The sequence below is a fragment of the Marinobacter daqiaonensis genome (genome assembly GCF_900115285.1).
GTDB lineage: Bacteria > Pseudomonadota > Gammaproteobacteria > Pseudomonadales > Oleiphilaceae > Marinobacter > Marinobacter daqiaonensis.
The window spans coordinates 445899-471741 of record NZ_FOYW01000001.1 but is presented as its reverse complement, the minus strand read 5'-3'; the positions used below and the strand labels follow the sequence as shown (position 1 = coordinate 471741).

Here is a 25843-nt window from a genome sequence, read left to right as displayed (position 1 = left end):
AGGATATCGCCATGACGATTCGTTCGTTTGTTACGCTATCTCCGCTGCTGTTCGCTTGTGCCCTCGCCGTGGTGACCGCCCACGGCGAAGAAACGGCGCAGAAATATCCCGATGTGATCGGCGTGGAGGTCGAACCCGAAGCCAGTGGCAGCTACCTGTTTTCCGTGACCCTGTCGTCACCCTATGATTCGCCCCAGCGCTATGCGGACGCCTTCCGGATCAGGACGGCGGACGGCACCCAGCTGGGAGTGCGCCAGCTGCTGCACCACCATGCCGACGAACAGCCCTTTACCCGCCGTCTCGGAGGCGTTGAGATACCTGAAGATGTCGATACAGTGGTGGTCGAAGGCCGTGACCAGAAGCACGGCTACGGAGGTGGCGTCAAAGAGGTAAGGCTACCTGAGCGGTAGTGTTTCCCCGGGACACTAGTTCTGGTCACTGGTGAGCACGTAGAGAATCCGCTGGGCGTGCTCGGCGGCCTCGCTACCGAGGTTGGTCAGGTAACCACCGTCCCTCTGGGATATCAGACCCTTGGCATGAAGACGTTCTGCAGCCGCGACCATTTCCGGAGCGGCGGAATGTTCATGGACCTTGATGCCTTCCTGGGAGGAGGGGGCATCGAACAGGGTGAGCAGATTGAGTTCGGCGATGTGATCGGCGGAAAACGGCATTGGCATTTCCTCATTGTGTTGTTGGCAGGTCGTCTGTGACTGTTCCTGCTCTTACAGGTTTTGTTCACTGTTTCAGAGTGTTGGCGAGTGGCCCGCCCTTGTCCAGAGGTTCGGCAAAAAAAAGCCCCGGCAAGGCCAGGGCAAGCATCTTCTCAGACCGGATTCTTGTTTTTCGTTACTGACCAGGCTAGTGTCCCGGCCGGTTAATTCGCTGACCTATTGCTTGCCGCTGGCGACTCTGGCCAAGGCGTCAGTCCGCAGGTGTGGTGGTTCCACATCAAGGGCTGACAACACAGGTCCAGAGTCGCCAGCGGCAAGCCCTCCGGGAGCCCCTGAAAGCCTTGAGAGCTGTGTTGCGGCGCCTCGATTTGGAACCACCAAACCTTCGACACCGCGCCTTGCTCTCAAGGCTTTCAGGGGCTCAGTAGGTCAGCGAATTAACCCGCCGAGACACTAGGCTAGCAGACCCGGAAGTCCGCCCGTGCCGTGGCCGGTGTAGCCGAAGCGGTCAATGTCCACACCCATCATGTTGGCGACGGATACCAGCAGTTTGGTATGGGCGTCGCCGCCGAAGTTCAGGTAACGGCCGGTCTGGAGCGCTCCGCCGGCGTTGCCCGCCAGGACAAAGGGCATGTTGCGATGATCGTGGGCATCACTGTGGCCGAGCTCCGAGCACAGGAAGATGACCGAGTTGTGAAGCAGACTGTTACCATCGGTATCGGTACGGCTGGCGAGATTCTCCACCAGGTACCGGAACTGTCGCATGTGGTACTGCTTGTACCGTACGAACTTGTCCGCGATGCCCCCGTCGGCCTGGCCGAAGTGGGAGGTGTCATGGTGCCCCTGGTCAATGCCCTCGACTCGCAGCGGACTGACCGGGTGGGACCACATCAGAGTCGCTACGCGGGTCATGTCACAGGCGAAGGACTCGGTGATCAGATCCATCTGCAGGCGGCCGATGGTTTCGTAATGCTCGTCCAGGTGGATTTTCGGCGGATAACCGTGCCAGCCCTCGGGCACGGTAAACCCGGCTGAATTGTAGCCCGAGGTGTTGCACATGCCCGCTTCGGCGCCGTTACTCAGTATCCGCTTTTCCACTTCCCGGATGCTGTCGGTGTGGAATTCCAGCTTTTCCCGTTCGTTCGCACCCACCTTGCTGTTGAGGGCCCGGATTTCAGAAATCATCTGGTCGAGGATGCTGCGCTTGCGACGGTCGCTTACCGGCACATTACCCGGGTCCTGGCCTCCGAAAATGTTATCGAAGGCGTTGATCGGGTTGTCGTTGGGGGTTATGGGGACGTTACCCGTGGAAAAGCTCGGTGCGTTCCCCTCACCATTCTGGAATGTGGCGTGCACCCCCAGGTTGATTCCACGGAAGGGCGTGCTCTGGCCGATGCGCTGGGCCAGGAAATAATCCAGTGATTCGGTGTTGTTACCGGTCAGCACTTTTGCCACACCCCCCTCGTGGGTATGGCCGCCTTCATACATGTTCAGACCGCTGGTGAACACGCAGTGCTGCCTGATGGATTCCAGCGGGCTTGTCATGTCGTTCAGCTGAAACTCGAACTCGCTCCCGCTGGGATGAAAACGCTCGGGGATACAGCCGTCCGGAATGAAGACGAAAACCGCGCGCCTGGGCGCTCCCGATTGCTGAGCCATGGCCACCCGGGCCCAGGGCATGGTGGCCAGTGGCGCCGCAAGGGCGGTGCCACCGAGGGTTTTCAGAAACTGACGTCGATTGGATTTCATTGGAAAACTCCTTGTCTTACCGGCGCAGTGTGAACGTCTGCAGCTGGGTGAGGCCGACCATCAGCTCTTGCAGGTCATAGCCGCTATTGGCGAACAGCTGGTTCAGGTTATCGAGAGTGTTGCTGTCACTGCCGGTTTCGATGTATCCCCGGGCGAACCGGTAAAACTGCCTGGACATACAGCTCTTGAGACTGTCGGTCTGGACCAGCGTCTGTTGCATCTGACGAACACCGTCGTAGGCTGCGCTGGTCTCCTCCAGCAGGCTTTCGAGGCCGTAGATCACACCATAGGTATTAACAGGCCTGTTGTTGTCGGTGGTGCGGAAGCCGCCGGCTCCGTCAAAGGCTTCGAAGCCAAAGCCGATGCCATTGATGTACAGGTGGCAGGTCTGACAGTCGTCGCCCCCGGTGCGGGCCTCAAATCGCTCACGGGTGGTCTGTGACGGGTCAGGGGCAGGGCCGCTGGTGTCCAGATCTTCCGGGGGGGGCGGCAGGTCCTGGCACATCAGCCGGCGGCGCACGAAGTTGCCCCGCGGGATGGGCGCCGATTCGTTGGCGTGACCATGGGAGGCCATGACGGCGCCCAGTGCCAGCAGACCGCCCCGGATGCCATTGGTATCCTGAACCAGGCGAAGCTGGTCGCCGCTGACACCGGGCAGGCCGTAGTAGTCCGCCAGGGCCTCGTTCACGAAGACATAGTCCGCCGTGAAGAGCTCGTCAAAGCGACCGGTGGAGTCGAATACCACGTGGTTGAAGAATGCCCGCAGTTCCCGGTGCATGGCCTCACGGACATCGCCGTTGAAGCGGGGGAACAGGTTCGGATCCTTGCTGCCCATGGAGGCCGGGTCTGATTCCAGCCACTGTTCGGCGAAGTGCCCCAGATGCACACGGGCCTTGTCGGATTGCAGCAGACGGCGGGCCTGGGCTTCCAGTTGTTCCGGCGTATTCAGCTGGTCAGCGTCCGCGGCCGCCATCAGGGTGGCGTCGGGAATCGTACCCTGGTAAGTGAACGAGAGCTGGGTGGCCACCTCGTGGGGCGTCAGTTCATAGTTCCCACTGCCGGTCTGCTCGCCGAGCTCACTGATATACAGGAAGTTCGGTGACACCAGCATAGCGGTGATGACTGCTTCCATGCCTTCGTCAAAATCGCCCTCGGCATCGAACATGGAGAGGTAGGCCTGGTGCTCGTCACTGTTGAGGGGTCGGCGGAACGCCCTGCGGCCGAAGCCTTCCACAAACTGCGCGGAGCATCCGCTGGCGCCCGCATCACAGGACAACAGGCTGGAACGGCGCTCGGTCACCGCCTTTTCGGCAATGGTTTCGGCAGCCTTGAGGTATTCATCCAGGTGCCGTGCCGACACATAGTTCTTGGCGGCATTGTTATTGAAGCCCAGAACCCGTGCCTCTACCGGGAAGTTGGTGGTCAGGTCGGAGGCATCAATGCCCACCAGGTCACGAATAGCGTTGGCGTAGTGATAACGGGTCATCAGGTTGAGCTGGCGTGGCCCTGGTGTTTCGTCTTCCAGCACGACGTCACCGCCGTCGCCTCCCGAACCGGTGTCCGCCCAGATGCTGTCGGCAATGTATTGGCCTACCGCTTCGGCGCAGTCGTCCACGCAACGGCCGGTGTTGCCCAGGGGCATGGTGCGTTCAATGTAGGCCACCAGCGAGCCGAGCTCGCCGGGGCTGGTCAGTGAGACGCCGATGGCGCCACCGGAACCGTCCGCCCCGTGGCAGGCCGCGCAATGGCTGGCGTAGATTTCGGCACCATCGGGCTGTCCACCGGCATTGTCATCACCGTCACCCGGTACTGGCTCTTCACCGCCAGTATCGCCACCATCGCCGTTATCCGGGGTACCGCCGTCGCCACCATTACCGTTGTCGCCATCATCAGGATTCTGGCTCGGGTCGGTGCCGGGGTTGTCCCCGGAATCTCCACTGTCATCGCCAGGTTGGGCATTGACAATAACGTTCCCGGAAGAGGCGGACGGAACACTGCCGTTCACGGCAATCACGCGATAGGTGTAGTTGCCTTCGGAGTCCAGTCGCTCCATCCACTGGGTCTGGTTTGCATCGACAGCGGCCCGGGTCTCCCAGTAACCGTTGCCCTGACGGCGTTTTACGACAAAGCCGGTTTCATTGTCACTGAGGTCCTGCCAGCTGACCGTTACCGTGCTGTTCGCCCCGGTATAGCTGGCGTTAACGATGGACGGCGTGGCCGGGGTGGTGCCCGCCTCCACCGGCATCAGGTTATCGCCATCGTCGCCCTGGATGGCCGAGAAATTGAGGTTGAAGTACACCGGAACGGTCTGGCCGATAGCGGACAGGCCGGCGATGGTCCGCAACGTCTCGATACCGCCTGCCAGCTCGAAGTCATCTCCCTTGACCATCACCGGGCGTGCCGTGCGCACCGCGATGCGGTTATCGGCGGTGCGGATGACCAGCACTTCGGCGGTGGTATCCTGGCTTATGCCGTTCATGGTAAGCCGACCATCCAGCGTCATGGTGGTGGCGTCGCCGGGCTCAAGATCGGCCACGGAGCCCATATCCACCTGGGTGGTGAAGTAGAGCGTTGGCAAAAGGCCGCTGCTGAACAGGTGGTCGCGAATGCGCTGGTCCCGAATGTCGATACCCGTGTCAACGGTATTCAGGTCGATCGCCAGGGTTGCACGGCCGGAGGTGTCCACATACGCCTGCAGGTTGGCGAAACTCTGGATCTCCGCAACGTCGGTGTTCTTGACAGTGACGAAGCCAAACTCGGACTGGACGCCGTTGAGGGACCACCCCATAACGGACATGTCCGGGGCATCATTATCCGGCTCGCCGGGCTGTTCCGCCCCGGGATCCTGGCCACCCAGCAGGGTGGTGCAGCTCTGCCCGTTCAGGAAGAACTCGGTTGGCAGGTTGCCGGAGGGATTTTCCAGGTTGAATCCGAAATCGAACTGGCCGCCCGTGGCCACTGTACCGTTGTATCCGGCATCAATGACGCCCACCTGATTGCCCTGCTGGTCGAAATGTCCCTTCCACAGCTGGACGATGGTTTCATTGCCTGGAAACGTCCAGGAGATGTCCCATTGTTCAAGGCCAGGGCCATTATTTTCCACGGTTACGATGTGGGTGGCGCCCGCGCCCCAGTTGGCGGTTTCCTGGTACTCCACGGTACAAAGCTGGTTTGCCAGCGCGACATTGCCGGCCATTGCCCCCGCGGTGAGTGTCAGCAGTTTGAATAAGGGTTTCATAAGGGCCTCTCTCTTCACGGTGTCGGGAGCTTGGCTGTTTCGAAGAACAGCGCGAAGTCAACGGGTACGGCAATACTGATCGAGCTCAGGCCGGCCACGTCCCGAAGCGCCTCGACGCCACCTTCCAGGCCAAACTGGTCGGCCGTGATGATCAGCGGTTGGACACTGCTGACCAGGAAACGGTGGTTGCCCAGGCGCTCGATCCGCAGCTGGCTGCCGATCTCCCGGGTCTGGCCGTTCAGGCTGATCCGCGCCGGCAGCGCCAGGGAGAGGACCTCGCCGGCATCCAGGCCGAGCACTTTGGAAAGGTTGTCGCCCAGTTCGATGGAAACACTGGCCGTGGGGTTCACCGCGGTATTGAACAGCATCTGCCGCAGGCGCTGGTTACGGATATCGATGCCGGTCTGTACGCTGTCCAGGTCGATGGTGAGGCTGGCGATGCCGTCTTCGGAAACACCACCGGCAAGCCCGCCAAAGCCGTGGCTTTCCACGTTGTTGATGTTCTTGGTGGTAACAAAACCGAGGAAGGACTGCTCGCCATTCAGCGACCAGTCAGTGGGCTCCGCCGGGGTGCCCGGCTCCATGCCACCGTCGTCGGTGCCGGTATCGCCATCATCCGGACTGTCACTGCCGTCGCCCGGGTTGCCGGAATCCGGAGGCGTGGATCCGCCATCGCCGTGGCCGCCATCATCATCGCCAGGAGGGTCCAGGGGCTCATCGGGATTTCCGGGCTCGCTCGGTTCCTCAGGCTCCTGAGGATCGGTTTCGGCGCCACACCTCTGGCCATTCAGGAAGAACTCCCCAGGCATGGCTCCGGATGGATTACGCACATTGAAGCCGAACTTGCGCTCGCTGCCTGGTTCCAGTCTGGCGTTCCACTGAAGGTTCCCGACCGTGACTTCGTGGCCGTTCTGGAGGTGAGTGACGTTGAAAATGGAGTCGATCTGTTCCTGCCCCGGAAATGTCCAGCGCAGGTTCCAGCCAGAGGTTGCCGGACCGTTGTAGTTGAGGTGAACCCGGTGAACAGCCCCCGTCTGCCAGCTGTGTTGAATGATGTATTCCACCTCACAGAGTGAGTCGGCTGCCGCCGTACCGGAGAGGGCACTGCCGCACAACAGCAGGGCCAGTCTGGATTTAGTCTTCATAGCACACGTTTTTAATCCTGTACTGAAAGTGAAACACGGCCACCACAAACCACGGGTAGCAATGAATTGGGGCCCGAACTGCGGGCATCGGGATTCAATGGATGACTTCCGAATCCGTGACTGCGTACCGGGAACGGCTCACGGCGGGGCGATTCTCTGCCGCGCGGGCCTGTCGATCACAAAGCGTTTGAACGGCTCGAGGAACAGCTTGAAAATAATCAGCATCACGAAGCATGTGCTGGCGAGCATCAGGAAATAGAACGCCAGGATGTTCTCCACGCCGGTGGTGAAATTGAGGGAGCGGGCGATACCGAGAACCAGCGGGAAACCCCATGAAATGATCGAAATACTGGAGAAAGTGAACATCATTGCCTTCTCGTCCACGTTCACCCGGTAGAACAGGTACCTGCCGAGATTGCGGTCGAGAATCGGGAAGACCTTGTGGTGGAGGAAATAACCGTTAACGGTCAGTACCACGACGATGGTCACCTTGGCCCACACCTTCGGATTGCCCAGCAGTTCGGGCTGGTGCTGCCAATAGAGCCACAGGAAGGCGAGCCCCGTGATCCAGAGAATCACCAGGCCAACAGTGACCAGCCTGGCAATGAAATGAAAGAGGACGAGTTTCTCGGGGGTGATGCGGTCGAGATAGAAATAACGAAAGGCGATAATGTCCAGGGTGAGGGCACCACCGACGCCAAAGGCCAGCCCGAGAAGATGGCCGGCAATCAATGCCGTCTTGAGTGTTTCCACGGGAAGTAATTCCATAGCGCCTTCTCCCTGAGCTGCTTTCCCGACCCGACACATCCTGCTTCGGGTTCATCCTGTTCGCGCCACCAATTATGAATTTATGGTCATAATTAACAGCGACTTACGGGGCTTCCTGAATTGAAAACCGCGGAAAGTATATGGACTTGGCGTGAAAAAAAGACAGGGTTGGACACGAAGGGTGTGAGATTTATCAAGCGATCTCAGGAAAGGAGATACTCAAACGCCCGTTTGACACTCCTTGTGGTCTTTCGGGTTCAGTATTAACTTGTCGCCCTTGTCGACATGATTTTCCTCGAAAAAGCCCGCGTTCACCTCGAGAACCATCCGGTGTGACACGCCAGGCTCCCAGGTCGGACAGAGAATGGCACTTGGGGTTGTGCACGGGGTCATGGTATCCGTGTTAATGATGACACCCTGTTCATCAAGCCAGGCGATATCAAGGGGAATGCGGGTGCGGTACATCCAGAAACCCGCGTTGGCGGACCTTTGATCCTCATAGAGAAACACCATGCCCCGTTCCGGTGGCAGGGATTTCCGCTCCATCAGGCCTATCCGGCGCTGGCGATCCGTTGTCGCCCTCTCAAGCTTCAGGTGCACGGCACCGCGGTCCGTCACCAGGCAGGCCGGGCGTGCCTCCAGGAACTGGGGCGGGCCCTCATCCGCGCTGACAGCGGGAATGGCAACGCAGATCAGCGCAAGCAGGATACACTGCCGTAAAAGGGCCATGGGCCAACCTCAGGGTTTCAGGCGATAGCCGGTGCGGAAGATCCAGCTGATCAACACCATGCACAGGGTCAGGAATACCAGGATCATGGCCACACTGATGCCGATATGGATATCGGAGACACCATAGAATGCCCATCGGAAACCCGAAATCAGATAGACCACCGGATTGAACAGGGTGATGGTCTGCCAGACCTCCGGCAGCATATCGATGGAGTAGAAGGTGCCACCGAGAAATACCAGTGGCGTGACGATCATCAGGGGCACGATCTGGAGCTTTTCGAAGCCGTCGGCCCAGATTCCGATGATAAAGCCGAACAGGCTGAAGGTGATTGCAGTCAGCACCAGGAACGCCAGCATCCAGAAGGGATGGAGTACGCTGTAGTCGACGAACAGCCGGGCCGTGGCGAGGATGATCAGCCCCAGAATCACTGATTTGGTCGCAGCGGCGCCCACGTAGCCCAGCACCACTTCCACATAGGAGACCGGTGCCGACAGAACTTCGTAGATAGTTCCCGAGAACCGCGGCATGTAGATGCCGAAACTGGCGTTGGAGATGCTCTGCATCAGCAGCGTAAGCATGATCAGGCCGGGAATGATGTAGGCGCCATAGCTGATGCCATCAATGTCTCCCATGCGTGAGCCGATGGCCGAACCGAACACCACGAAATAAAGAGACGTGGAGATCACCGGTGAGGCGACACTCTGCATGAGAGTCCGCCACATGCGGGCCATTTCAAACTTGTAGATGGCACGGATGCCGTACAGGTTCATAAACACACTCCAGAACAGGGCAGGCCGGACCGGTCAGTCATGGTGGACCAGTCCCACGAAAATCTCTTCCAGGGAGCTTTCCCGGGTCTGCAGATCCCGGTATTCCACCCCCAGCTCTCCCAGCGTCCGCAACAGCAGGGCCACACCGGCCTGCTCCTGCTGGCTGTCGAAGGTGTAGATCAGCTCGTAGCCGTCTTCCGACAGTTCAATGGGCTGATCCACCAGTTCCGGAGGCAGGGTGTCCAGGGGGTGTTGCAGGTGCAGACGGAGCTCCTTGCGTCCGAGCTTGGACATGAGCCTGGTCTTTTCCTCCACCAGGATCAGTTCGCCGTTGCGGATCACCCCGATGCGGTCCGCCATTTCCTCGGCTTCCTCGATGTAATGGGTGGTGAGAATGATGGTGACCCCGCTTTCACGCAGCTTGCGGACCATTTCCCACATGTCCCGCCGCAGCTCCACATCCACACCGGCGGTGGGTTCATCCAGGAACAGGATGTCCGGTTCATGGGAAAGGGCCTTGGCGATCATGACCCGGCGCTTCATGCCACCGGAAAGGGACATGACCCGGCTGTTGCGCTTGTCCCAGAGCGACAGCTCACGGAGGATCTTTTCGATGTGGGCGGGGTTAGGCGCCTTGCCGAACAGGCCCCGACTGAAACTCACGGTGTTCCAGACCTTCTCGAAGGAATCCGTGCTCAGCTCCTGGGGCACCAGGCCGATGGCAGACCGGGCGGCGCGGAAGTCCCTGAGGATGTCGTGGCCGGCGGCTTTGACACTGCCGCTGGATGGATTCACCAGGCCACAGATAATGCTGATGAGAGTGGTCTTGCCGGCGCCGTTGGGGCCCAGCAGGGCAAATATCTCGCCTTTCTGGATATCCAGGTCAATGTTCTTGAGGGCCTGGAAGCCGTCTTCATAGGTTTTGCTGAGGTTCTGTACCGAAATATCCGGTTGCACGCCAGGTTACTCCGTCAGCAGGATGGGAAAAGTCGGGCATTTTCGCATGTTATGGGCCGGGTGTCCCGTCCCGCTTGGCACCCTCTCTATTCACCGGCACAATGCATGCTCTTCTCGTTGGTCCCCGAAAAGGCAGTATTTTGCATGCGTGGTCTGTTGGTACTACTTCTGATTGTCGGCCTTGTGGCCCTGATGACCCTGGGTCCCCGTTGGCTGGGCAGGGATGGCGAGGTGGCCGGCTCGTCATCCGAGCTCCCCGGGGAGGGCGACGAGTCCCCCTGCCATCCTCTGTCTGAAACCTGCACCTGGCCGCTGGCTGACGGCCCCGCGTCCGTCTCCATGAAGCCTCTGGAGCAGAATGAACTCTCGCTAGAACTCAAGCTGCCCGACAACCCGGATCGGGTGGTGATGATTCTGCTCGGTGTCAGCATGTACATGGGCGAATACCCTGTGGGAATGCAGAAACAGCAAGCCGGCCGTTATCACGCCACCTTCGTCCCGCCCTTCTGCACCACCGGCCCGGAGATGGTCTGGCAGGTGACCTTTGAGGTGGACGGCCGCCGACTGGACACCGGGCCGGGCCTTGTCTTCAGTCCCTCGGAGGCCTTTGAGAGCTGACGCCGCCCGGCTTACCCGACCTAACAGGTGGGCATGGTCTGCAGGGCGAGCCGGCTGCGAATACGTCGGGACAGGGAATCGATACCGATATTCAGCATGGCGGTGATCAGGATCAGAATGATCGCCTTGTCGAACTGGATGTTCTGGATGGCGCTGTCAACATAGAAGCCGAGGGTGTAGATGCCCAGAATGCCCAGGATCGCGGTTTCCCGCATGATGATTTCCCACCGGTAGAACAGGAAGGCCAGGAACGAAGGATAGACCCGGGGTATCAGCTCGTAGCCATACCGCAGCACGCCTTTCGGGGCGTCCGGGCGAAGCCGGATGCCATTGGTCTGACGGCCGATCAGGTGACCGATGATACCGCCATTGTGCAGAGCGAGCGCAACCACTGCGGGCAACATGGAGGGTCCCCATAGCTGCAACAGGATATAGGCGAGGATGTACTCCGGCGTTGACCGGGCGATGACCAGCAGCACGTGCCCCCCGGTGCGGGACACCCGGTTCCCGAAATGCCGAGAAATCAGAGGGAAGGCCAGTAATGTGACGAGGCCGGTGGCCACCAGGGCTATCTGGGTCAGCACCAGGGTGTTCCAGATACCGGGAAGGGCCTGGTTGACCACAAGGTCGGTTATCCAGGGCCAGAACTCCTCGCTGCCATAGCCAGTTCTCAGGGGAGCAGGCACGATATCCTCGGTGAAGAACCGCTTGACGTTACCCCAGATAATGGGCATCCCATCGCCCAGGAAGAAGGGGGAGGCAATGACATACAAGGGCAATAGCTTCGGACGAACCCACAGGGGGATAGTGGCGATAAGCACGTAGAAGAGGATCAGGACCGCGCCGGCTTCGGAGTAGAACCCCTGGGAAAACGAAGACTCAAGATAGAAGCCGAGGGTCGGTAGTCCGACAAAACCGAGAATCGCACTGGAGCGGAGGCCGCATTCCAGCCGATAGGACGTGTAGGTGCGGATCTGTTCCCAGCAATCGGGAATCCGGGCGTAGATAAAGGCAGAGAAAACGCCGGTGCGCACTGGCAGCAGGTTGCGGGGCTCCGGGTCAACCTGGTCCAGAATCTCGCTGTATACCTTGGCAAAAATCCCGGCGTAGGGGATGGCGATGGCCAGCACCCCGGTCAGGGGGTGGAAGCCGAAGAACTGGAGGAAAATCAGGGCCCAGAACAGTTCGTGGATGGCACGGATAAAGGCGCAGAATGTGCGGACGATCCGGATCCGGTACACCAGCGCCAGCAGGAAGCCGGACAGGGCGCCGATGGTGACGCCGACAAAGGCAAAGGCCACCGTCCGCAAAAGTGCGGTGGCGAGACCCTCACTTGAAAAGAAATCCGGTGTCACCACGCCCAGGAAGAACTGCAGCAGATCCTTCCAGGGGTTACTGGTGGTGATCGCAATGTCCGATACCGCCAGGCACGCCAGGGCAACCGCAACGAACATGAGACTGGTGCGGGCGGTCCGGGAGTGGCTCATGGGTACGTTGGGCCAGCGCAGCATCAGAGATAGTCCATCAGTCGTACAGTGGTCGGATATCGGCGGGCGTCAGGTCACGGCTTGGTGCGTCCAGGGCTATCTTGCCGTTACGGATTCCGATAATTCGGGTGGTGTGGTCCAGGGCAAGCTCAACATCGTGCAGGGCCACCACAAAGGTGGAAAATCGCTCCTGAAGCAAAGTCATGACCAGGTTCGCCATGGGCCCGTCGAGGGCCGAGACCGGCTCGTCCGCCAATAGCAGGTCCGCCTCACGGTACAGCGCCCTGGCAATGGCCACGCGCTGCCGCTGGCCGCCGGACAGGCTCGCGGATGGCTTCCAGAGCTTCTCGCCCATGGAGAGGCGCTCAAGAATGCCGGTTACCTCCGCCCGGTCCTTGCGGAAGGGACGAATAAGGGTTGCCAGGTTATAAAGCGCGCTGTGCTGGTCCAGCCGCGCCATGTAGACGTTATGGAAAACCGGCAGGGCATTCACCAGTCCCAGTTCCTGGGGAACCAGCGCGGCCGTATCGTTGACCCGGTCATGGATCAGCCGGATAAGGGTGGATTTGCCGGCGCCGCTGCTGCCAACCAGGGCAATCCTTTCGCCCGGGTTGACGGTAAAGGACAGCGGGCCCAGCACCCGCTGCCCATTGTAGAAACCGGAGAGTCCGGTCAGTTCGAGCGGCGCATCCATTAATTGACCAGGCCCAGGGACTCCGCCGTATCTTCGATGGCATCGTAATCTTCATTGGAGGCGGGGATAAAGCCCTTGCGGGGGAAACGCTCCAGCAGCTCGGGGTCGTCCATATTCAGTAACGCCTGGGTGACCCGCTCCTTGAAGCCGTCACCAAATCGCTCATCGACGTCGCCGCGAATGGTCCACTGGTAATCCGCGTAATAGGGTGTTTCCCAGATGACCTGAACCTTGTTGGTGTCCACGGCATTTTCCTTGACCTGACTTTCCCAGACCTTGTAGTTCACCGCACCGATGTCATAGGTTCCCGCCTCAACCAGCCGGATGGTGCGGGTGTGATTGCCGCTGAATCCGACCCGGGAGAAAACCTCATCCGGGGCCTCACCGAACGCTTCCCGGATGTAAAATTCCGGCATCAGGCGACCGGAGGTGGAACCCTTGGAGCCAAAGGTAAAGGTCTTGCCGCGCAGCTCATCGGTCAGCTCAGCCATGCGCTCAAGTCCCGACTCATGATTGGCAATGAAAAAAGTCTGGAAATCCGGATCTTCCACACCCTGGGCAATGGCTTCCGAACCGGGTACCAGGCGACGTGCCTGAACCCCGGAGAGGCCACCGAACCAGGCCAGCTGCACCTGGTTGTTGCGGAAGGCGGAGACCGCCGCGGCATAGGACTTCACGGGGATATAGCGAACCTCGACCCCGAGTTGCTCCTCGAGATACTCTTCCACGGCGCCGAAGCGCTCGACCAGCTTGGTCTCATCCTGATCGGGAATAGCGGTGAACACGAAGGTCTCGGCGGCTGCCGAAAACGCAAAGCACGCCGTGGCGGCGGCTACCGTAGCCAGGCCAATGATTTTTTTCAGCATGGGGAGTCATTCCTTGAATTATGGGATGGGTTGTCTGTGATGATACTTTACGATGGCCGAATCGGATCAGCTCAACGTACGACAAACTGTGTAGCACATAAATGGTAGCAACTAAATGAAACTACTGCTATTGACGCCAGCCCCCGAAGGATCCCTGGCCGGGAACCGGGCGACCGCCGAACGTTGGGCCGGACTGCTGGAGAAAGCCGGTCACCGGGTGAAGATTGCCACAAACTACGACAGTGAACTTGCGGACGCGGCTGACTTGCTTATTGCTCTTCATGCCTGGCGCAGCCATGAGGCAATTGCCAGCTGGCGACGAGCGCAGGGGAACAAGCCGCTTATCGTGGCCCTCACCGGCACCGACCTCTACCGGTTCCAGTATACCCATCCGGATGAGACACGGCCGGCCATGGCGGCCGCGGATGGACTTATCGTGCTCCATGAACTGGCGTGGCGGGACGTTCCGGAAGATCTCCAGGACCGTATCACGGTTGTTCTCCAGTCCGCCCGGGCGGCGGACCCCCAACCGCCGCAAGAGGACCAGCAGCATTTCGATGTCTGCGTGATCGGCCATCTTCGCGAGGAGAAAGATCCCCTGGCAACGGCGCGGGCGGCGGGCCTTTTGCCCTCTGCCTCCTGCCTCCGGGTTCTGCACGCGGGCAAGGCCCATGACAGTGACTGGGAGCAGGCGGCACTGGATGAAATGGCCGCCAACCCCCGGTACCACTGGCTGGGAGAGATCAGTCGCGAACAGACGCGGAACCTGCTGGCCAGCAGCAGGGCCATGGTCATCAGTTCGATCATGGAAGGAGGTGCCAATGTGGTGTCCGAAGCCTGCCGTGCCGGACTTCCCGTAATCGCTTCGGACATTCCCGGGAACCTGGGCCTGCTCGGCGAACACTACCCCGGCCAGTATCCGGTGGGGGACGTGCGCAGACTGTCGGAGTTGCTGGAGCGGGCGGAGAATGATGCCGAATGGCTGGCCACCCTCGGAACCATCGTGAGTGACCTGGCAGGCAGGTTCACCCCCGAGCGGGAACAGGCCTCCCTTGAGGAGGCCCTCCGCCGGGTCAGTCCCTGAGGGTGATCGGCTCTATGGCGTCTCCCTGTGGAGTGACTTCGCCGATGATGGCAGTAACGGGATAGCCGAGGGCCCTCAGCTCCGCGACACAGGCGTCCGCCTTGTCAGCCGGTACACTCGCCAGCAGTCCGCCCGCGGTCTGGGGATCGAAAATCAGCGGGTACTGGGGATGATCGACCCACCGGTCCTGATCCTTGATGCCACGGCGCAGGCGGATGTTGGCCGGCTGCAGGGAACTGAGAATACCTTCGGCAGCGGTTTCCGCGGCACCCGGCAGAATCGGAATGGCGGACAGGTTCAGAATCGCATCCACACCAGAGGGACGGGTCATTTCCACCAGGTGACCCAACAGCCCGAAACCGGTAACGTCGGTGCAGGCCTGGGCGCCGTACCGGCGAAGGCAGCGGGCAGCCTCCAGATTGGACTGCACCATGGATTCCAGGGCGGCGTCGATCCAGCGGCCACGGGCAGCCAGTCGGGCATGGGCCGCAAACAGGGTGCCGGTACCAATGGCCTTGGTGAGTATCAGTTTGTCGCCGGCCTTCAGGCCGCCCTTGCTCATGACCTCGTTCGGATCGATCAGCCCGTTGACGGCGAAGCCCAGGGCCAGTTCACGGCCTTCGCCGGTGTGGCCGCCCACCAGGGCGCACCCGGCCTCATTGAGAACCTCGACAGCGCCGGACATCATCTGGAAAACCACGTCTTCCACTTTCGATTCGATGCCATAGGGCACGGTGGCGACCGCGGTGGCGCTCTGGGCTTCCGCGCCCATGGCAAAACAGTCACCCAGGCTGTGGTTGGCCGCCACTTTGCCGAATACATAGGGGTCGTCGATGAAGGCCCGGAAAAAGTCGACGGTGTGCACCACTGCCTTGCCAGGCGGTACCTTCAGCACGGCGGCATCATCCGGAGCGTGGAGCCCCACCAGGATGTCATCCCGCTCGATGGGGCGAAGCTCCCCCAGCGCCCGCGACAGCACGGTACTGCCCACCTTGGCACCACACCCGCCGCAGCGCATGGCGACGGCGGAGATGGCCTGGGAGGCCTCCTCCGGATTCTGGGCCGCGGCGGTGTCGGGAAGGGTGGACGACTCTTCCATGGGGGGCAGGTCGTTGAACTTCTTCATGAAGCGGCGATCGATCCAGTCCTTCCAGCGCCAGACCAACCGGCCCTTGAAAAAGCGGTCGCCACGGGAGGCGATGGCGTACTTGTCGCCAGTACTGATCAGTGCCAGCCAGTCCTTCTGGGGCTGGAATGGCTTCGGCTCCTTGCCGAGGGCCCGTCGCCGGAGGTTGTCGGCCAGGGGCGGCCCCTGACGGACAGCGAATACACCGGCCTTCTCCCGGGGGTGATCCACCACGTTGGCAATGTCGCCCGCCGCAAAGACATCATCGTCCGACTCGGTCTGCAGGGTGTCACGGCAACGGATAAAGCCGCCTTCGTCCAGATCCAGCCCGGTATTCCGCAGCCATTCCGGGCCGCCGGCGCGGGTGACCCAGAGTATTTCGTCGAGGTCGAAGCTCTGGCCGGTCTCCGTACCCAGGTGGCCGGCCTCCAGCTGGTTGACGGCGGAGCCCAGGTGGATATGGACGTTGCGCTTGCGCAGCGTGGCCTCGAAGGCCTTGCGGACCTTGTCATTGTGGGTGGGCAGCAATTCCGGGGCCTGGTCGAACAGGTGAAAGGACAGCTGCTTGGGATCCTTGCCCCGGGCACGGTATTCGTTCTGCAGGCGGTACTGCATGGCGAGGAGGAGTTCCACGCCACCGGCGCCGGCGCCAACGACGCCGATGCTCATGGGGCCTTCGTGAGTCTGGGCCCGCTCCAGAAGGTTCAGCCAGCGGGCATTGAAACCATGGATGGGCTTGACCGGCACCGCATGTTCGCTCGCCCCCGGAACCTCGTTGACCCTGGGTGTTGAGCCAATGTTGATGGACACCAGGTCGTAGGGAACCGGCGGACGTCCACGGCAGATTATCCTTCGATTGGTCCGGTCGAGGCCAATCGCCTCATCACGATAGAAGCGCGCGCCCGCGAACTCGGCGAGATTGCTCAGGTCAATGTGGCACTCGTCATAGGAATAATGGCCAGCGACATAGCCCGGAAGCATGCCGGAGTAGGGCGTGTGGGTATCGCGACAGATCAGCGTCAGGCGAACGCCCGGCACCGGTTTCATCGCAAAACGCTTCAGGACTCCAACGTGGCTGTGGCCACCCCCTATCAATACGATGTCACGCAGTACCGGTTGTTCAGTTACCTTCATCCGATCAGTTTCTTCGCTTCGTCGGGCCAGTCCCTGAAGCCTTTCATGGAGGAGAACTGGTTAAGCGTCTCCTGCTCGGCTTCGGTGGGATTGGCGATCTGGTTAATGGAAGTAATACCTGCCCCCTGAAGTTTCCGGGCCGTAGCCGGACCGATGCCCTTGATACGGGTCAGGTCCGACAGGTCATTACCTTTTGCCGCTGCGGTAGCGGTGGCGCCCGCCTGCTTGGCGACAGCACCGGTGTTCTTGGTGGTCTTCCGGGCCGTGCTCTTGGCCTTACCGGCCGTGGCCTTGGCCTTGCTTGCGGTGGTCTTGCCGGCCTTTTTGGCCGTCGACGCAGTTTCGGCCGCCTGATTTTCCAGTGAACGGGTCACGGATTTCTCGCCACGCTCCGCTTCTTTCTGGGCAATGCCGAGACGGTCCATGACCTGCGCCTGGATCTTCTGGAAGTCGTCCATCCGGCGGTCGAGCTCGTCGTGAAAGCGCTTCATTTCCCGCTCACGAAGGTCTTCAACGTCCTTCATGAGTTTCCTGACCGGCTCCTGCACCTGGGTCTGGAGTGCGTCCAGCTGCTTGAGGGCGTCGTCCACAAGCTTCTCGATCTGGGTCGAGGTTTTCTCGAACTCCTTGTTCACCTTCTTGACGATCTTGTCCACGTTGGGCCGGGACTTCTGGGTTTTGCTGGTCTTGCTGCTCTTAGCCATGATGCCACTCCATGTTCACATGTTACGACGAGCCTGAGGGTATACCGTCACGGGAGCGAATCGGATTACCCCAGATGGTTAAAACGCGGTGCCGAGCGGAGATCTGGCCCACTCGCAATTCAGAGGGCGCCGATCAGGCAGTCGCACTCAATCCGGTGTTCTCGCGGCGGGAGAGCAGGTTCAGCTTGCGGTCGACGACATCACGAATGCGTTTCAGCTGCTCCGAACTGTCCGCCTTTGGTCGGAAGTCACTACCAATAAAATCAATGGAATAGAAGAAATTGCTGCAGTACTTTCTGCGCTCAGTGATCAACCCGGTCAGGCCGGAAGCCCGAAGGTTCTCAAAGGGCATCTCCATTTCCAGTTCGAGCCCTAGGGTATCCCCGGGCTCGAACACTTTATCGGTTTTCAGGACACACCCGAACTGATTCAGATCAAACAGGTGCGCTTCGACCCGTTCCTTGCGAAACAGCCCTTTCCTGAGTGTGAATCGGGCGATCAGGTCGGGCAGGGGGATCGCATAGCGTTTATCTGACATCTGCATTCTGCTTTCCATGGTACTCACCCATGACGGATCGGCCGTCAAATACGGGGGTTGTTATCAGTTATGTTTACTCTCAGGATGGCTAAACCTTAGCCACTGTACGAGCCATTGGCAATATATTCAGCGCCGTAGCGGTGCTTTTTAATGCGCCTTACCGCCCGTTTCCGGTAATCAGTCCTCCACGATATCGTGATCGGTATCGTTGGTATGGATCGTGTACAGGTCCGTGCGCCGATCCTTGAGATTGGTGACCGAGCCTTCGTTGCGCACCAGCTTGAGCTTCTCCAGGTCGAGATCCGAGAACATGATCATCTCGGTATTCGGCGTGGTCTCCGCCATGACGGCGTCATGGGGGAAGGCAAAATCCGATGGCGAGAAAACAGAGGACTGGGCGTACTGCACGTCGAGGTTCTCGACCTTGGGCAGGTTACCCACGCTGCCGGTTATGACCACGTAGCACTCGTTTTCGATCGCCCGGGCCTGGGCACAGTGGCGCACCCGAAGATAGCCGTTCTTGGTGTCGGTCCAGAAGGGTACGCAGATAATGTCCACCTCCTGGGCTGCCGCCATCCGGCCAAGCTCCGGGAACTCGATATCGTAGCAGATCATGATGGCGACCCGGCCCACATCGGTGTCGAACACCCGGAACTTGTCGCCCCCTTCGATCACCCAGTCCCGACGCTCGTGGGGGGTGATGTGGATCTTGCGGTGCTCGTCCACCCGACCGTCCCGGTGGCAGAGATAGGAGACGTTATAGACCCGGTCGTCATCCAGAAGCGGCATGGAGCCGGTAACGATGTTGATGTTATAGCTGACTGCCATCTCCGACATTTCATTGAGGAACTGTTCGGTGAAGCCGGCCAGGAAGCGTATAGCCCGGGTCTGGTCCATCTGGTCGGTCAGACCCATCAGGGGTGCGTTGAAGAATTCCGGGAAGATCGCAATGTCGCTCTTGTAATCGGACAGGGCGTCGACAAAGTATTCCACCTGTTTGAGCACCTCTTCCACCGAGGTGAACTCACGCATCTGCCACTGCACGGCGCCCAGGCGCACCTGGGTCTTGCGGGTATTGATCACCGTGGAGGGTGGGGTATAGAGGATATTGTTCCACTCCAGCAGGGTGGCGTAGCCCAGGGATTTCTGATCTTCCGGCAGATATTTGTGCATCAGCCGGGTGACCTGGAAGTCGTTGGACAGCTGGAAGGTCAGGATGGGATCGTAGATTTCCTTGCGGTCCACCCGCTCGATGTATTCGGCCGGCGTGTACTGGTCGGAATACTTGTGATAATTGGGAATCCGGCCCCCGGCGAGGATGGCCCGCAGGTTCTTGGATCGGCACAGTTCCTTTCGGGCCTCGTAAAGCCGGCGGCCAAGACGGTAGCCCCGATAATCCGGATCAATAAAGACATCCAGCCCGTAGAGCGAGTCGCCATTCGGGTTGTGCCAGATTTTCTCGTTGCGGAGGATCAGGTCATCGTAGGTATGGGGGTTACTGAAGCGCTCGTACTTGACGCATACGGTCAGCGCCACCGCTATCAGCTCGTCGTGATCCTCGATACACATCTGGCCATCCGGAAACTGATCCACCAGTGCCTTGATGGTGTCTCTCGGCCAGGCTCCCCCGATATCGTCGTACACACGGTCCATCAACACCTTTAGCTGGTCATAGTCATCTTCGGTGAGATTGCGAAGGCTGAGGTGAAGTTCTTCGTGTGGCATGGGGGAACAGCTCCTGTCAGTGTCTGGTGGGGAATACAAGCCCCGCGTCTGAGAGTATAGACGGTTACGAGGGCTTTCCCGAACTGGACGTCAGGCGGGCAATTGTTTGCGCCGGACCTGCAAGAATGCCCAGGCGGGGTATCCTAACAGACCAAAGCAAAGACTTCGCGCCCGGGGCCCCCGATAAGCGCGGTCACGTCGACCAGGGAAACGGACGAGCGCGGTGGAGCAAAGCGCCGTCCTGCTAATGCGAGTTTCTTTCAATGCGCGTGCGGAGAGTTTCGAAAAGCTTCCGGCTCAGGGAATCCGGGTCGTCGCTGAGGTAGGGATTCTCCAGTTTCAACATGGTCCGTTGCCCGAGGTTCAGTTCGGTCACCGCGCGGCCATAGAAGACCGCCAGAAAGATGCCGAAGGTGCCATTGGCGATGGCCCGTTCCATGCCCAACTGGAGCCGCTGGGCGGTCTCATGGTCGTCCTTCGCCAGGAAAAAATAGGAGGGCATCGGATAGGCCAGCAACAGGTTCGGTTCGACAACCAGCCCGTGGTGCTGAACGCGTTCCATATCGTAAAGAACTTCACTGACACCCCGGGCGAAGCAGTCAAAGCGGCCACGTTCGAGCATGTCGAAAAGATTTTCGAAACGGGTGTGGGTGACCACCTGAATGCCGTTGGCCTCCAGAATTGTGGTGTCCGGCCAGTGGGTTCCCTGGCCGATGGTCAGGCCGCGGTCACTGAACTCCTTCAGGCTTCGGACCCCGGCAAAGAGCTTGACCTTTTCTTCCTGGACCACGCACACGCGGAAACCCAGCAGTCCCCCGTCAATGGGGATCGGAACCTCATAGAGGTCCCGCTCCCGTTCCGGCGAGGTGGCGACATTGATGATGGAAAGAGGACGGTCATCCTCCCGTTTAAGCTCCAGCAACGCACGGCCCTGAACCATCTCAGCAGAGCGCTGAATACGATATGCGCCATACTCCGGAGTCTGGTCAAACGCAATCCGGAGCAGGGACAGGACGGCGGGATTGTCGTAATTCCGGTACCAGAGCGTGTAGGTGGTCGGCTCACCGGGGGCGTCGGCCGCAGCCCCGAAAGCCAGAAGGGGAGCAATCAACAGTGCCGTGACCAGAGCATGTGCCGGCGACCGGCTCCTGAAGCACCTTGAACCCGAAAACGTCCGTTTCATGCAGCATTCCATCTTGCCCGAGAGACTCTCTGAAAACCCAGTGTAGCCGTGTTTTCGCAAGGACGGGCGCGCGCGTTCCCAGACGGCTCAGATGCCTGAGTGTTCTTCCTGTCGCTGGACGGAGCCTTGCGATTGCTCCAGTTCGCCCAGCACCTCGAGGAAGATCGCCCCATAACGCTCCAGTTTCGCGGCACCCACCCCGCTGACCTGCGCCATTTCCTCGAGGGTGGCTGGCCGACGCTCAAGGATTTCCTGGAGGGTGGCGTCGTGGAAGATAACAAAGGGTGGAACACCCTGCTCGTCAGCCAGTTCCTTACGCCGGCGACGTAAAGCCTCCCAACCCTCGGGATCGGTAATGGGGGCCTTGTTGCCGGCTCGCCCGGCGGAGGTTTTGCTGACCGCCTTACGTTCCGGGTCCTTCCTGAGTTCCAGTGCGACTTCACCTCGCAGCACGGGACGGCAGCTTTCGGTGAGCTGCAGCGCGCCGTAGCCCTCCGGATCGGCCCGCAGGTAGCCATTGGCCACCAGCTGCCGGAATACCGATTTCCACTGGGTGGCTGTGAGTTCCGCGCCAATCCCGAAGGTGGTGATGGCCTGGTGTCCGGCCTGCCGGATGCGCTCATTATCCACGCCCCGGAGGACATCAATCACGTAATTGACGCCGAATCGCTGACCGGTGCGGTAGACGCAGGACAGGGCCTTGCGAACCGCATCGGTGCCATTCCAGGTTTCAGGCGGCGTCAGGCAGGTATCGCAGTTGCCGCAGCGTTCGTCCAGCTGATCGCCAAAGTAACGCAGCAGGGCCTGGCGGCGGCAGGTGGTGATCTCACAGAGCCCGAGCATGGCGTCCATTTTCTGTCGTTCGACACGCTTGAAGGTATCGTTGCCCTGTGACCCCTCCAGCATCTGCCGGAGCTTGATTACATCCTGCAGGCCATAGACCATCCAGGCGGTAGACGGGTTGCCATCACGGCCCGCGCGGCCGGTTTCCTGATAATAGGCTTCCAGGCTCTTGGGCAGATCCAGATGGGCGACAAAGCGGACATCGGGCTTATCGATGCCCATGCCGAAGGCGATGGTGGCGACGACAATGACGCCGTCCTCCCGCAGGAAGCGCTCCTGATTATGTGCCCGCTGCTCCGCCGGCAGGCCCGCGTGGTAGGGAAGGGCTGTGTAGCCGTTCTTCTGGAGCAGGGCCGCGGTTGCCTCCACCTTGTTGCGGGACAGGCAATAGACAATGCCGGAGTCCCCGGGGTGCTCACTGCGGATGAAATCCAGCAGCTGCTTGTTGGCGTTGGTCTTGGCGGCTATACGATACTGGATGTTGGGCCGGTCGAAGCCGGAGATGAAATGACGGGCATCCGTCAGCGAGAGACGTTCGGCAATTTCCCTGCGGGTCCTTTCGTCGGCGGTGGCCGTCAGCGCGATCCGGGGAACGTGGCTGAAGCGTTCCGCCAGCACGCTCAGCCCCAGGTAATCCGAGCGGAAGTCGTGGCCCCACTGGGATACGCAGTGGGCCTCGTCAATGGCAAACAGGGACAGAGACGCGTCTTCGAGCAGGGACAGCATGCGAGGCTGCAGCAGGCGCTCCGGGGCGCAATACAACAGGTCCAGTTCCCCCTGGAGCAGGGCATTTTCGATATCCCGGGCCTGCTCCGGGGCAAGGGAGGAGTTCAGGAACGCGGCCCTTACGCCCAGCTGGCGAAGCGCCGCCACCTGATCGTGCATCAGGGCGATAAGGGGGGAGATCACTACCCCCGTTCCTGGCCGAACCATGGCGGGGATCTGGTAACACAGGGATTTGCCACCGCCGGTTGGCATCAGCACCATGGCATTGCCGCCGCCCACCAGTTCATGGACCACATCTCCCTGGAGGGGCCGGAATGACTCATACCCGAAGACCTTGTGCAGGACGTCTTCAGGGCTGGAGGTCGGGGCTACCGGTTTTTCATGGCTGAGGTGATCGAGGTCCGAATAGGAATCCATAATGGGCCATCGGGGACAGAACGAATGAGTCGGAGATGATAGCAAAAACCCGCTGTAAATGTCCGAAGGAAGCATGTTTGCTTTTCTCGCGATACAATGGCGCGGTTTTTTCGTCACGGGCGGCACCGCGCGGTCGCCGGCTACTTTTCAGAAAGCCTACAAAAACAGGATCGTAATGCAGGAATTTGATGCGATTCGTCCTTACGGGGACGACGAGGTCGAGGAAGCGGTCAACCGATTGTCCAACGACCCGGATTTCTTGTTGATGGTCGGCCGGTTCCGGTCCCCCTTTCTTGCCCGGTGGTTTCCAGGGCTGCTGCGCAAGCGTGTGAAGCGCTGGCTATGGAAGAAGTTCGGGGCGGCAAAGACCATCAAGGACATCCAGCTGGCGGTGTCGGAACATACGACGGAGCTGGTGAACAACACCACCACCCGCCTGACGTCCTCCGGCCTTGACCGGCTGGACCCCAGCTCGGCCTATCTTTTTGTCTGCAATCATCGGGATATTGTCTTCGATCCCATGGTGGTGAATCACCTGCTGCACCTGAACGGGTTCGAGACCACCCGGATTGCCATAGGTGACAACCTGCTCAAGAACCCCGTGTTCGCAGAGATGATGCGCCTCAACAAGAGCTTCGTTGTACAGCGGGACATCCAGAGCCCCCGCGAAATGCGCCAGGTGTTCCTGACCCTGTCCGGGTTTATCAATCACAGCCTGGACGACGGCCACAGCATCTGGATCGCCCAGCGGGAAGGGCGGGCCAAGAACGGCGTCGATCTCACCGACCCCGCCATCATCAAGATGTTCTACATGAGCCGCAAGAAGGAGGGCCTGGGGTTCGCAGAGGCCATGAACCGTATGCAGATCGTGCCGGTATCCATCGCCTATGAATACGATCCCTGCGATGAGGACAAGGCACGGGAGCTTGAAATCCGTCAGCGCACCGGCACCTACAAGAAGGCTGAGAATGAAGATTCAGAGCAGATTGTCAAAGGCCTGACGGGCTTCAAGGGGCATGTCCACGTTCATTTCGGGCTCCCGATCCACAATGCTCCGGACAACGCCAGGGAGCTGGCAACGCTCATCGATACCGAGATTCACGCCAACTATCACCTCCATGCCTCCAATCTCGTGGCCTACAACATGAAAGGGTTCCACCCCTCGTCCCACGATACGCCGGAGAAGGTGAGCGAGGAGGTGGTGACCGCCGAAAGCTGGACGCCGGCGGAACTGGAGGCCGCCGAAGAGGAACTGAGCCGGCGGATCAACGCCTGCGAGGAAGCCATCCGGCCCTATCTGGTCGCCATGTACGCCAATCCTGTGATCAGCTCGCTGAGTGCGCAGCAGGCACAGGAAAATTCTTCTGAATAGCGAGGTGCCTGTGAGCAGACTTGACTACATCGAACTGGAAACCCGTCATAACCCTGATGCCGCTGTCATCTGGCTGCACGGCCTGGGTGCCAGTGGCCATGACTTCGAGCCGGTGGTTCCGGAACTGCAGCTTCCCGCAAACGCCGGTATACGGTTTCTTTTTCCCCATGCCCCGGAAATGGCCGTCACCATCAATGGCGGCATGCGAATGCCCGCCTGGTATGACATCAAATCCCTGGAACTGGGCCGCAGCATTGATACCCAGCAGCTGAGGGATTCGGCGCAGGCCGTTGCCGAACTGGTGGAACAGGAGGTCGCGCGGGGCATACCGTCTGAGCGCATTATCATCGCGGGCTTTTCCCAGGGTGGCGCGGTTGCCTATGAACTGGGGCTGAGCTATCCGCAACGGCTGGCGGGCATCCTGGCCCTCTCCTCCTACTTCGCAACGGCGGAGAGTGTCCAGCCGTCGGACGCCAACCGCGATATTCCCATTTCCGTGTTCCACGGCACTCATGACCCGATGATCCCGGAAAAGCTGGGCCGGGACTCTGTGGAAAAGCTCAGGGCCATGGGTTACCAGGCGGATTACCACAGCTATCCCATGGACCACAGTGTCTGCCTGGAGGAAATTCAGGAAATCGGCGCATTTCTTCGCAAGCACCTGAACCTGTGAACCATTTCGTTCACCTTTACCTGGCCCGGCCAACGGTGGAGTCCCGTGTCGGGAACCTGCTGGGGGATTTCGCCAGGGGGGTGAATACCCGGGGACTGCCGGAAGAGGTCCGGGAAGGACTGGATAACCACCGGGCCGTGGACGCCTTTACCGACGCCCATCCCGAGGTAATGGCGTGCAAGACCCGGTTCTCCAGTCAACGTCGGCGGTTTGCCGGAATCGCCCTTGATATTCTGTTCGACCATTACCTGCTCCGGCACTGGGATCGTTTCGGCCACAAAGATAATGAACTATATATCAGTGAATTATATCAAGATCTTGAGGCTGGACGTGAGCTTATGCCCGATCAGATGAGGCAGGTCGTCCGGCGGATGATCGACTACGACTGGTTCAGGGCCTATCAGGACCTGGGGAATGTCGGCAAGGCCATGGACCGGGTCGCGTCCCGGATTCGGTTTCCCCATCACTTCCACGGTGTTATCGAGGAAATCCGGCCCCTGGACAGCGAACTTGAACACCACTTTCTGGCCTTCTTTCCCGATCTCATCGAATTTAACAGGCTGCGCCATAACTGATACCGGGGATGGCGAGGACCGACCTTCCGGGGGCTTTGTCGCCACTCCGT

The 25843-nt window shown here is 60.1% G+C and carries 23 protein-coding genes; 6 read left to right on the top strand and 17 right to left on the bottom strand.

Going from position 1 to position 25843, the window contains the following annotated elements; translation table 11 throughout:
- Window positions 1-11: 11 nt before the first annotated feature.
- The gene (locus tag BM346_RS02165) at window positions 12-410 is read left to right on the top strand and encodes a hypothetical protein (protein ID WP_139229888.1); all 399 of its coding nucleotides are present in this window, start codon (window positions 12-14) and stop codon (window positions 408-410) included.
- A 15-nt stretch (window positions 411-425) separates the two neighbouring features.
- Here BM346_RS02165 and BM346_RS02160 read toward each other — a convergent pair whose 3' ends face one another.
- The 8 genes from BM346_RS02160 to BM346_RS02125 all read right to left on the bottom strand — a co-directional run bounded on the left by BM346_RS02160 (window position 426) and on the right by BM346_RS02125 (window position 10028).
- Complete coding sequence (locus tag BM346_RS02160; protein ID WP_092008656.1) at window positions 426-671, bottom strand: TIGR02647 family protein; 246 nt, start codon at window positions 669-671, stop codon at window positions 426-428.
- Window positions 672-1124: 453 nt separating this feature from the next.
- Window positions 1125-2420, bottom strand: coding sequence for a DUF1552 domain-containing protein (locus BM346_RS02155; protein WP_092008655.1), 1296 nt, complete (start codon window positions 2418-2420; stop codon window positions 1125-1127).
- A gap of 16 nt (window positions 2421-2436) precedes the next feature.
- Window positions 2437-5658, bottom strand: a complete 3222-nt coding sequence (locus tag BM346_RS02150; protein ID WP_092008654.1) for a DUF1592 domain-containing protein — start codon at window positions 5656-5658, stop codon at window positions 2437-2439.
- Window positions 5659-5672: 14 nt separating this feature from the next.
- On the bottom strand, window positions 5673-6803 hold the full coding sequence (locus tag BM346_RS02145) for a cellulose binding domain-containing protein (protein ID WP_092008653.1): 1131 nt from the start codon (window positions 6801-6803) through the stop codon (window positions 5673-5675).
- Between the two features lie 138 nt (window positions 6804-6941).
- Entirely contained in the window at window positions 6942-7571 is a 630-nt protein-coding gene (locus BM346_RS02140; protein WP_092008652.1) for a hypothetical protein, read from the bottom strand.
- A gap of 219 nt (window positions 7572-7790) precedes the next feature.
- Window positions 7791-8300, bottom strand: coding sequence for a DUF192 domain-containing protein (locus BM346_RS02135; RefSeq protein ID WP_092008651.1), 510 nt, complete (start codon window positions 8298-8300; stop codon window positions 7791-7793).
- Window positions 8301-8309: 9 nt separating this feature from the next.
- On the bottom strand, window positions 8310-9071 hold the full coding sequence (locus BM346_RS02130; RefSeq protein WP_092008650.1) for an ABC transporter permease: 762 nt from the start codon (window positions 9069-9071) through the stop codon (window positions 8310-8312).
- Window positions 9072-9104: 33 nt separating this feature from the next.
- Entirely contained in the window at window positions 9105-10028 is a 924-nt protein-coding gene (locus BM346_RS02125; protein WP_092008649.1) for an ABC transporter ATP-binding protein, read from the bottom strand.
- A gap of 144 nt (window positions 10029-10172) precedes the next feature.
- On the opposite strand from BM346_RS02125, the gene BM346_RS02120 reads away from it, so the two are divergent.
- Entirely contained in the window at window positions 10173-10646 is a 474-nt protein-coding gene (locus tag BM346_RS02120) for a hypothetical protein (RefSeq protein ID WP_092008648.1), read from the top strand.
- Between the two features lie 20 nt (window positions 10647-10666).
- On the opposite strand, the gene BM346_RS02115 is transcribed toward BM346_RS02120, so the two are convergent.
- From BM346_RS02115 to BM346_RS02105, 3 genes are read right to left on the bottom strand one after another with little or no spacing between them, the layout of a single operon-like run.
- Complete coding sequence (locus BM346_RS02115; RefSeq protein WP_092013202.1) at window positions 10667-12133, bottom strand: PhnE/PtxC family ABC transporter permease; 1467 nt, start codon at window positions 12131-12133, stop codon at window positions 10667-10669.
- Window positions 12134-12170: 37 nt separating this feature from the next.
- On the bottom strand, window positions 12171-12827 hold the full coding sequence (locus BM346_RS02110; protein WP_092008647.1) for a phosphonate ABC transporter ATP-binding protein: 657 nt from the start codon (window positions 12825-12827) through the stop codon (window positions 12171-12173).
- Window positions 12827-13693, bottom strand: coding sequence for a putative selenate ABC transporter substrate-binding protein (locus BM346_RS02105; RefSeq protein WP_092008646.1), 867 nt, complete (start codon window positions 13691-13693; stop codon window positions 12827-12829). Before BM346_RS02105 ends, BM346_RS02110 begins: the two co-directional genes overlap by 1 nt.
- A 115-nt stretch (window positions 13694-13808) precedes the next feature.
- Here BM346_RS02105 and senB point away from each other — a divergent pair, with 115 nt between their 5' ends.
- Window positions 13809-14777 (top strand): selenoneine biosynthesis selenosugar synthase SenB, encoded by a 969-nt coding sequence (senB, locus tag BM346_RS02100; protein WP_092008645.1) that lies wholly within the window; start codon window positions 13809-13811, stop codon window positions 14775-14777.
- Here senB and selD read toward each other — a convergent pair.
- The 6 genes from selD to recQ all read right to left on the bottom strand — a co-directional run bounded on the left by selD (window position 14767) and on the right by recQ (window position 23173).
- The gene (gene selD / locus BM346_RS02095) at window positions 14767-17037 is read right to left on the bottom strand and encodes a selenide, water dikinase SelD (RefSeq protein ID WP_092008644.1); all 2271 of its coding nucleotides are present in this window, start codon (window positions 17035-17037) and stop codon (window positions 14767-14769) included. The genes senB and selD overlap by 11 nt on opposite strands.
- Window positions 17034-17741 carry a helix-hairpin-helix domain-containing protein gene (locus BM346_RS02090; RefSeq protein ID WP_092008643.1) on the bottom strand — a complete coding sequence of 236 codons (708 nt, stop codon included), beginning with the start codon at window positions 17739-17741 and terminating at the stop codon, window positions 17034-17036. The genes selD and BM346_RS02090 overlap by 4 nt, the downstream gene beginning before the upstream one ends.
- A gap of 133 nt (window positions 17742-17874) precedes the next feature.
- Entirely contained in the window at window positions 17875-18285 is a 411-nt protein-coding gene (locus BM346_RS02085) for a hypothetical protein (protein WP_227662950.1), read from the bottom strand.
- 171 nt (window positions 18286-18456) lie between these two features.
- Window positions 18457-20004, bottom strand: a complete 1548-nt coding sequence (locus tag BM346_RS02080; RefSeq protein WP_092008642.1) for a bifunctional GNAT family N-acetyltransferase/carbon-nitrogen hydrolase family protein — start codon at window positions 20002-20004, stop codon at window positions 18457-18459.
- Between the two features lie 244 nt (window positions 20005-20248).
- On the bottom strand, window positions 20249-21187 hold the full coding sequence (locus tag BM346_RS02075; RefSeq protein WP_139229887.1) for an amino acid ABC transporter substrate-binding protein: 939 nt from the start codon (window positions 21185-21187) through the stop codon (window positions 20249-20251).
- A gap of 87 nt (window positions 21188-21274) precedes the next feature.
- Window positions 21275-23173: a DNA helicase RecQ gene (gene recQ / locus BM346_RS02070; protein ID WP_092008640.1), complete on the bottom strand. Its 1899-nt coding sequence runs from the start codon at window positions 23171-23173 to the stop codon at window positions 21275-21277.
- Window positions 23174-23348: 175 nt separating this feature from the next.
- Here recQ and BM346_RS02065 point away from each other — a divergent pair, with 175 nt between their 5' ends.
- From BM346_RS02065 to BM346_RS02055, 3 genes are read left to right on the top strand one after another with little or no spacing between them, the layout of a single operon-like run.
- Window positions 23349-24545: a lysophospholipid acyltransferase family protein gene (locus BM346_RS02065; protein ID WP_092008639.1), complete on the top strand. Its 1197-nt coding sequence runs from the start codon at window positions 23349-23351 to the stop codon at window positions 24543-24545.
- Between the two features lie 10 nt (window positions 24546-24555).
- Complete coding sequence (locus tag BM346_RS02060) at window positions 24556-25218, top strand: alpha/beta hydrolase (protein WP_092008638.1); 663 nt, start codon at window positions 24556-24558, stop codon at window positions 25216-25218.
- Window positions 25215-25793, top strand: coding sequence for an acyl carrier protein phosphodiesterase (locus tag BM346_RS02055; protein WP_092008637.1), 579 nt, complete (start codon window positions 25215-25217; stop codon window positions 25791-25793). Before BM346_RS02060 ends, BM346_RS02055 begins: the two co-directional genes overlap by 4 nt.
- The last annotated feature ends 50 nt before the right edge of the window (window positions 25794-25843 follow it).

What these genes read in the sequence shown, in the direction of transcription:
- BM346_RS02165 (WP_139229888.1), top strand. Translation starts at nt 12, where the DNA reads ATGACGATTCGTTCGTTTGTTACGCTATCTCCGCTGCTGTTCGCTTGT.
- BM346_RS02160 (WP_092008656.1), bottom strand. Translation starts at nt 671, where the DNA reads ATGCCGTTTTCCGCCGATCACATCGCCGAACTCAATCTGCTCACCCTG.
- BM346_RS02155 (WP_092008655.1), bottom strand. Translation starts at nt 2,420, where the DNA reads ATGAAATCCAATCGACGTCAGTTTCTGAAAACCCTCGGTGGCACCGCC.
- BM346_RS02150 (WP_092008654.1), bottom strand. Translation starts at nt 5,658, where the DNA reads ATGAAACCCTTATTCAAACTGCTGACACTCACCGCGGGGGCAATGGCC.
- BM346_RS02145 (WP_092008653.1), bottom strand. Translation starts at nt 6,803, where the DNA reads ATGAAGACTAAATCCAGACTGGCCCTGCTGTTGTGCGGCAGTGCCCTC.
- BM346_RS02140 (WP_092008652.1), bottom strand. Translation starts at nt 7,571, where the DNA reads ATGGAATTACTTCCCGTGGAAACACTCAAGACGGCATTGATTGCCGGC.
- BM346_RS02135 (WP_092008651.1), bottom strand. Translation starts at nt 8,300, where the DNA reads ATGGCCCTTTTACGGCAGTGTATCCTGCTTGCGCTGATCTGCGTTGCC.
- BM346_RS02130 (WP_092008650.1), bottom strand. Translation starts at nt 9,071, where the DNA reads ATGAACCTGTACGGCATCCGTGCCATCTACAAGTTTGAAATGGCCCGC.
- BM346_RS02120 (WP_092008648.1), top strand. Translation starts at nt 10,173, where the DNA reads ATGCGTGGTCTGTTGGTACTACTTCTGATTGTCGGCCTTGTGGCCCTG.
- BM346_RS02115 (WP_092013202.1), bottom strand. Translation starts at nt 12,133, where the DNA reads ATGAGCCACTCCCGGACCGCCCGCACCAGTCTCATGTTCGTTGCGGTT.
- BM346_RS02110 (WP_092008647.1), bottom strand. Translation starts at nt 12,827, where the DNA reads ATGGATGCGCCGCTCGAACTGACCGGACTCTCCGGTTTCTACAATGGG.
- BM346_RS02105 (WP_092008646.1), bottom strand. Translation starts at nt 13,693, where the DNA reads ATGCTGAAAAAAATCATTGGCCTGGCTACGGTAGCCGCCGCCACGGCG.
- senB (WP_092008645.1), top strand. Translation starts at nt 13,809, where the DNA reads ATGAAACTACTGCTATTGACGCCAGCCCCCGAAGGATCCCTGGCCGGG.
- selD (WP_092008644.1), bottom strand. Translation starts at nt 17,037, where the DNA reads ATGAAGGTAACTGAACAACCGGTACTGCGTGACATCGTATTGATAGGG.
- BM346_RS02090 (WP_092008643.1), bottom strand. Translation starts at nt 17,741, where the DNA reads ATGGCTAAGAGCAGCAAGACCAGCAAAACCCAGAAGTCCCGGCCCAAC.
- BM346_RS02085 (WP_227662950.1), bottom strand. Translation starts at nt 18,285, where the DNA reads ATGCAGATGTCAGATAAACGCTATGCGATCCCCCTGCCCGACCTGATC.
- BM346_RS02080 (WP_092008642.1), bottom strand. Translation starts at nt 20,004, where the DNA reads ATGCCACACGAAGAACTTCACCTCAGCCTTCGCAATCTCACCGAAGAT.
- BM346_RS02075 (WP_139229887.1), bottom strand. Translation starts at nt 21,187, where the DNA reads ATGAAACGGACGTTTTCGGGTTCAAGGTGCTTCAGGAGCCGGTCGCCG.
- recQ (WP_092008640.1), bottom strand. Translation starts at nt 23,173, where the DNA reads ATGGATTCCTATTCGGACCTCGATCACCTCAGCCATGAAAAACCGGTA.
- BM346_RS02065 (WP_092008639.1), top strand. Translation starts at nt 23,349, where the DNA reads ATGCAGGAATTTGATGCGATTCGTCCTTACGGGGACGACGAGGTCGAG.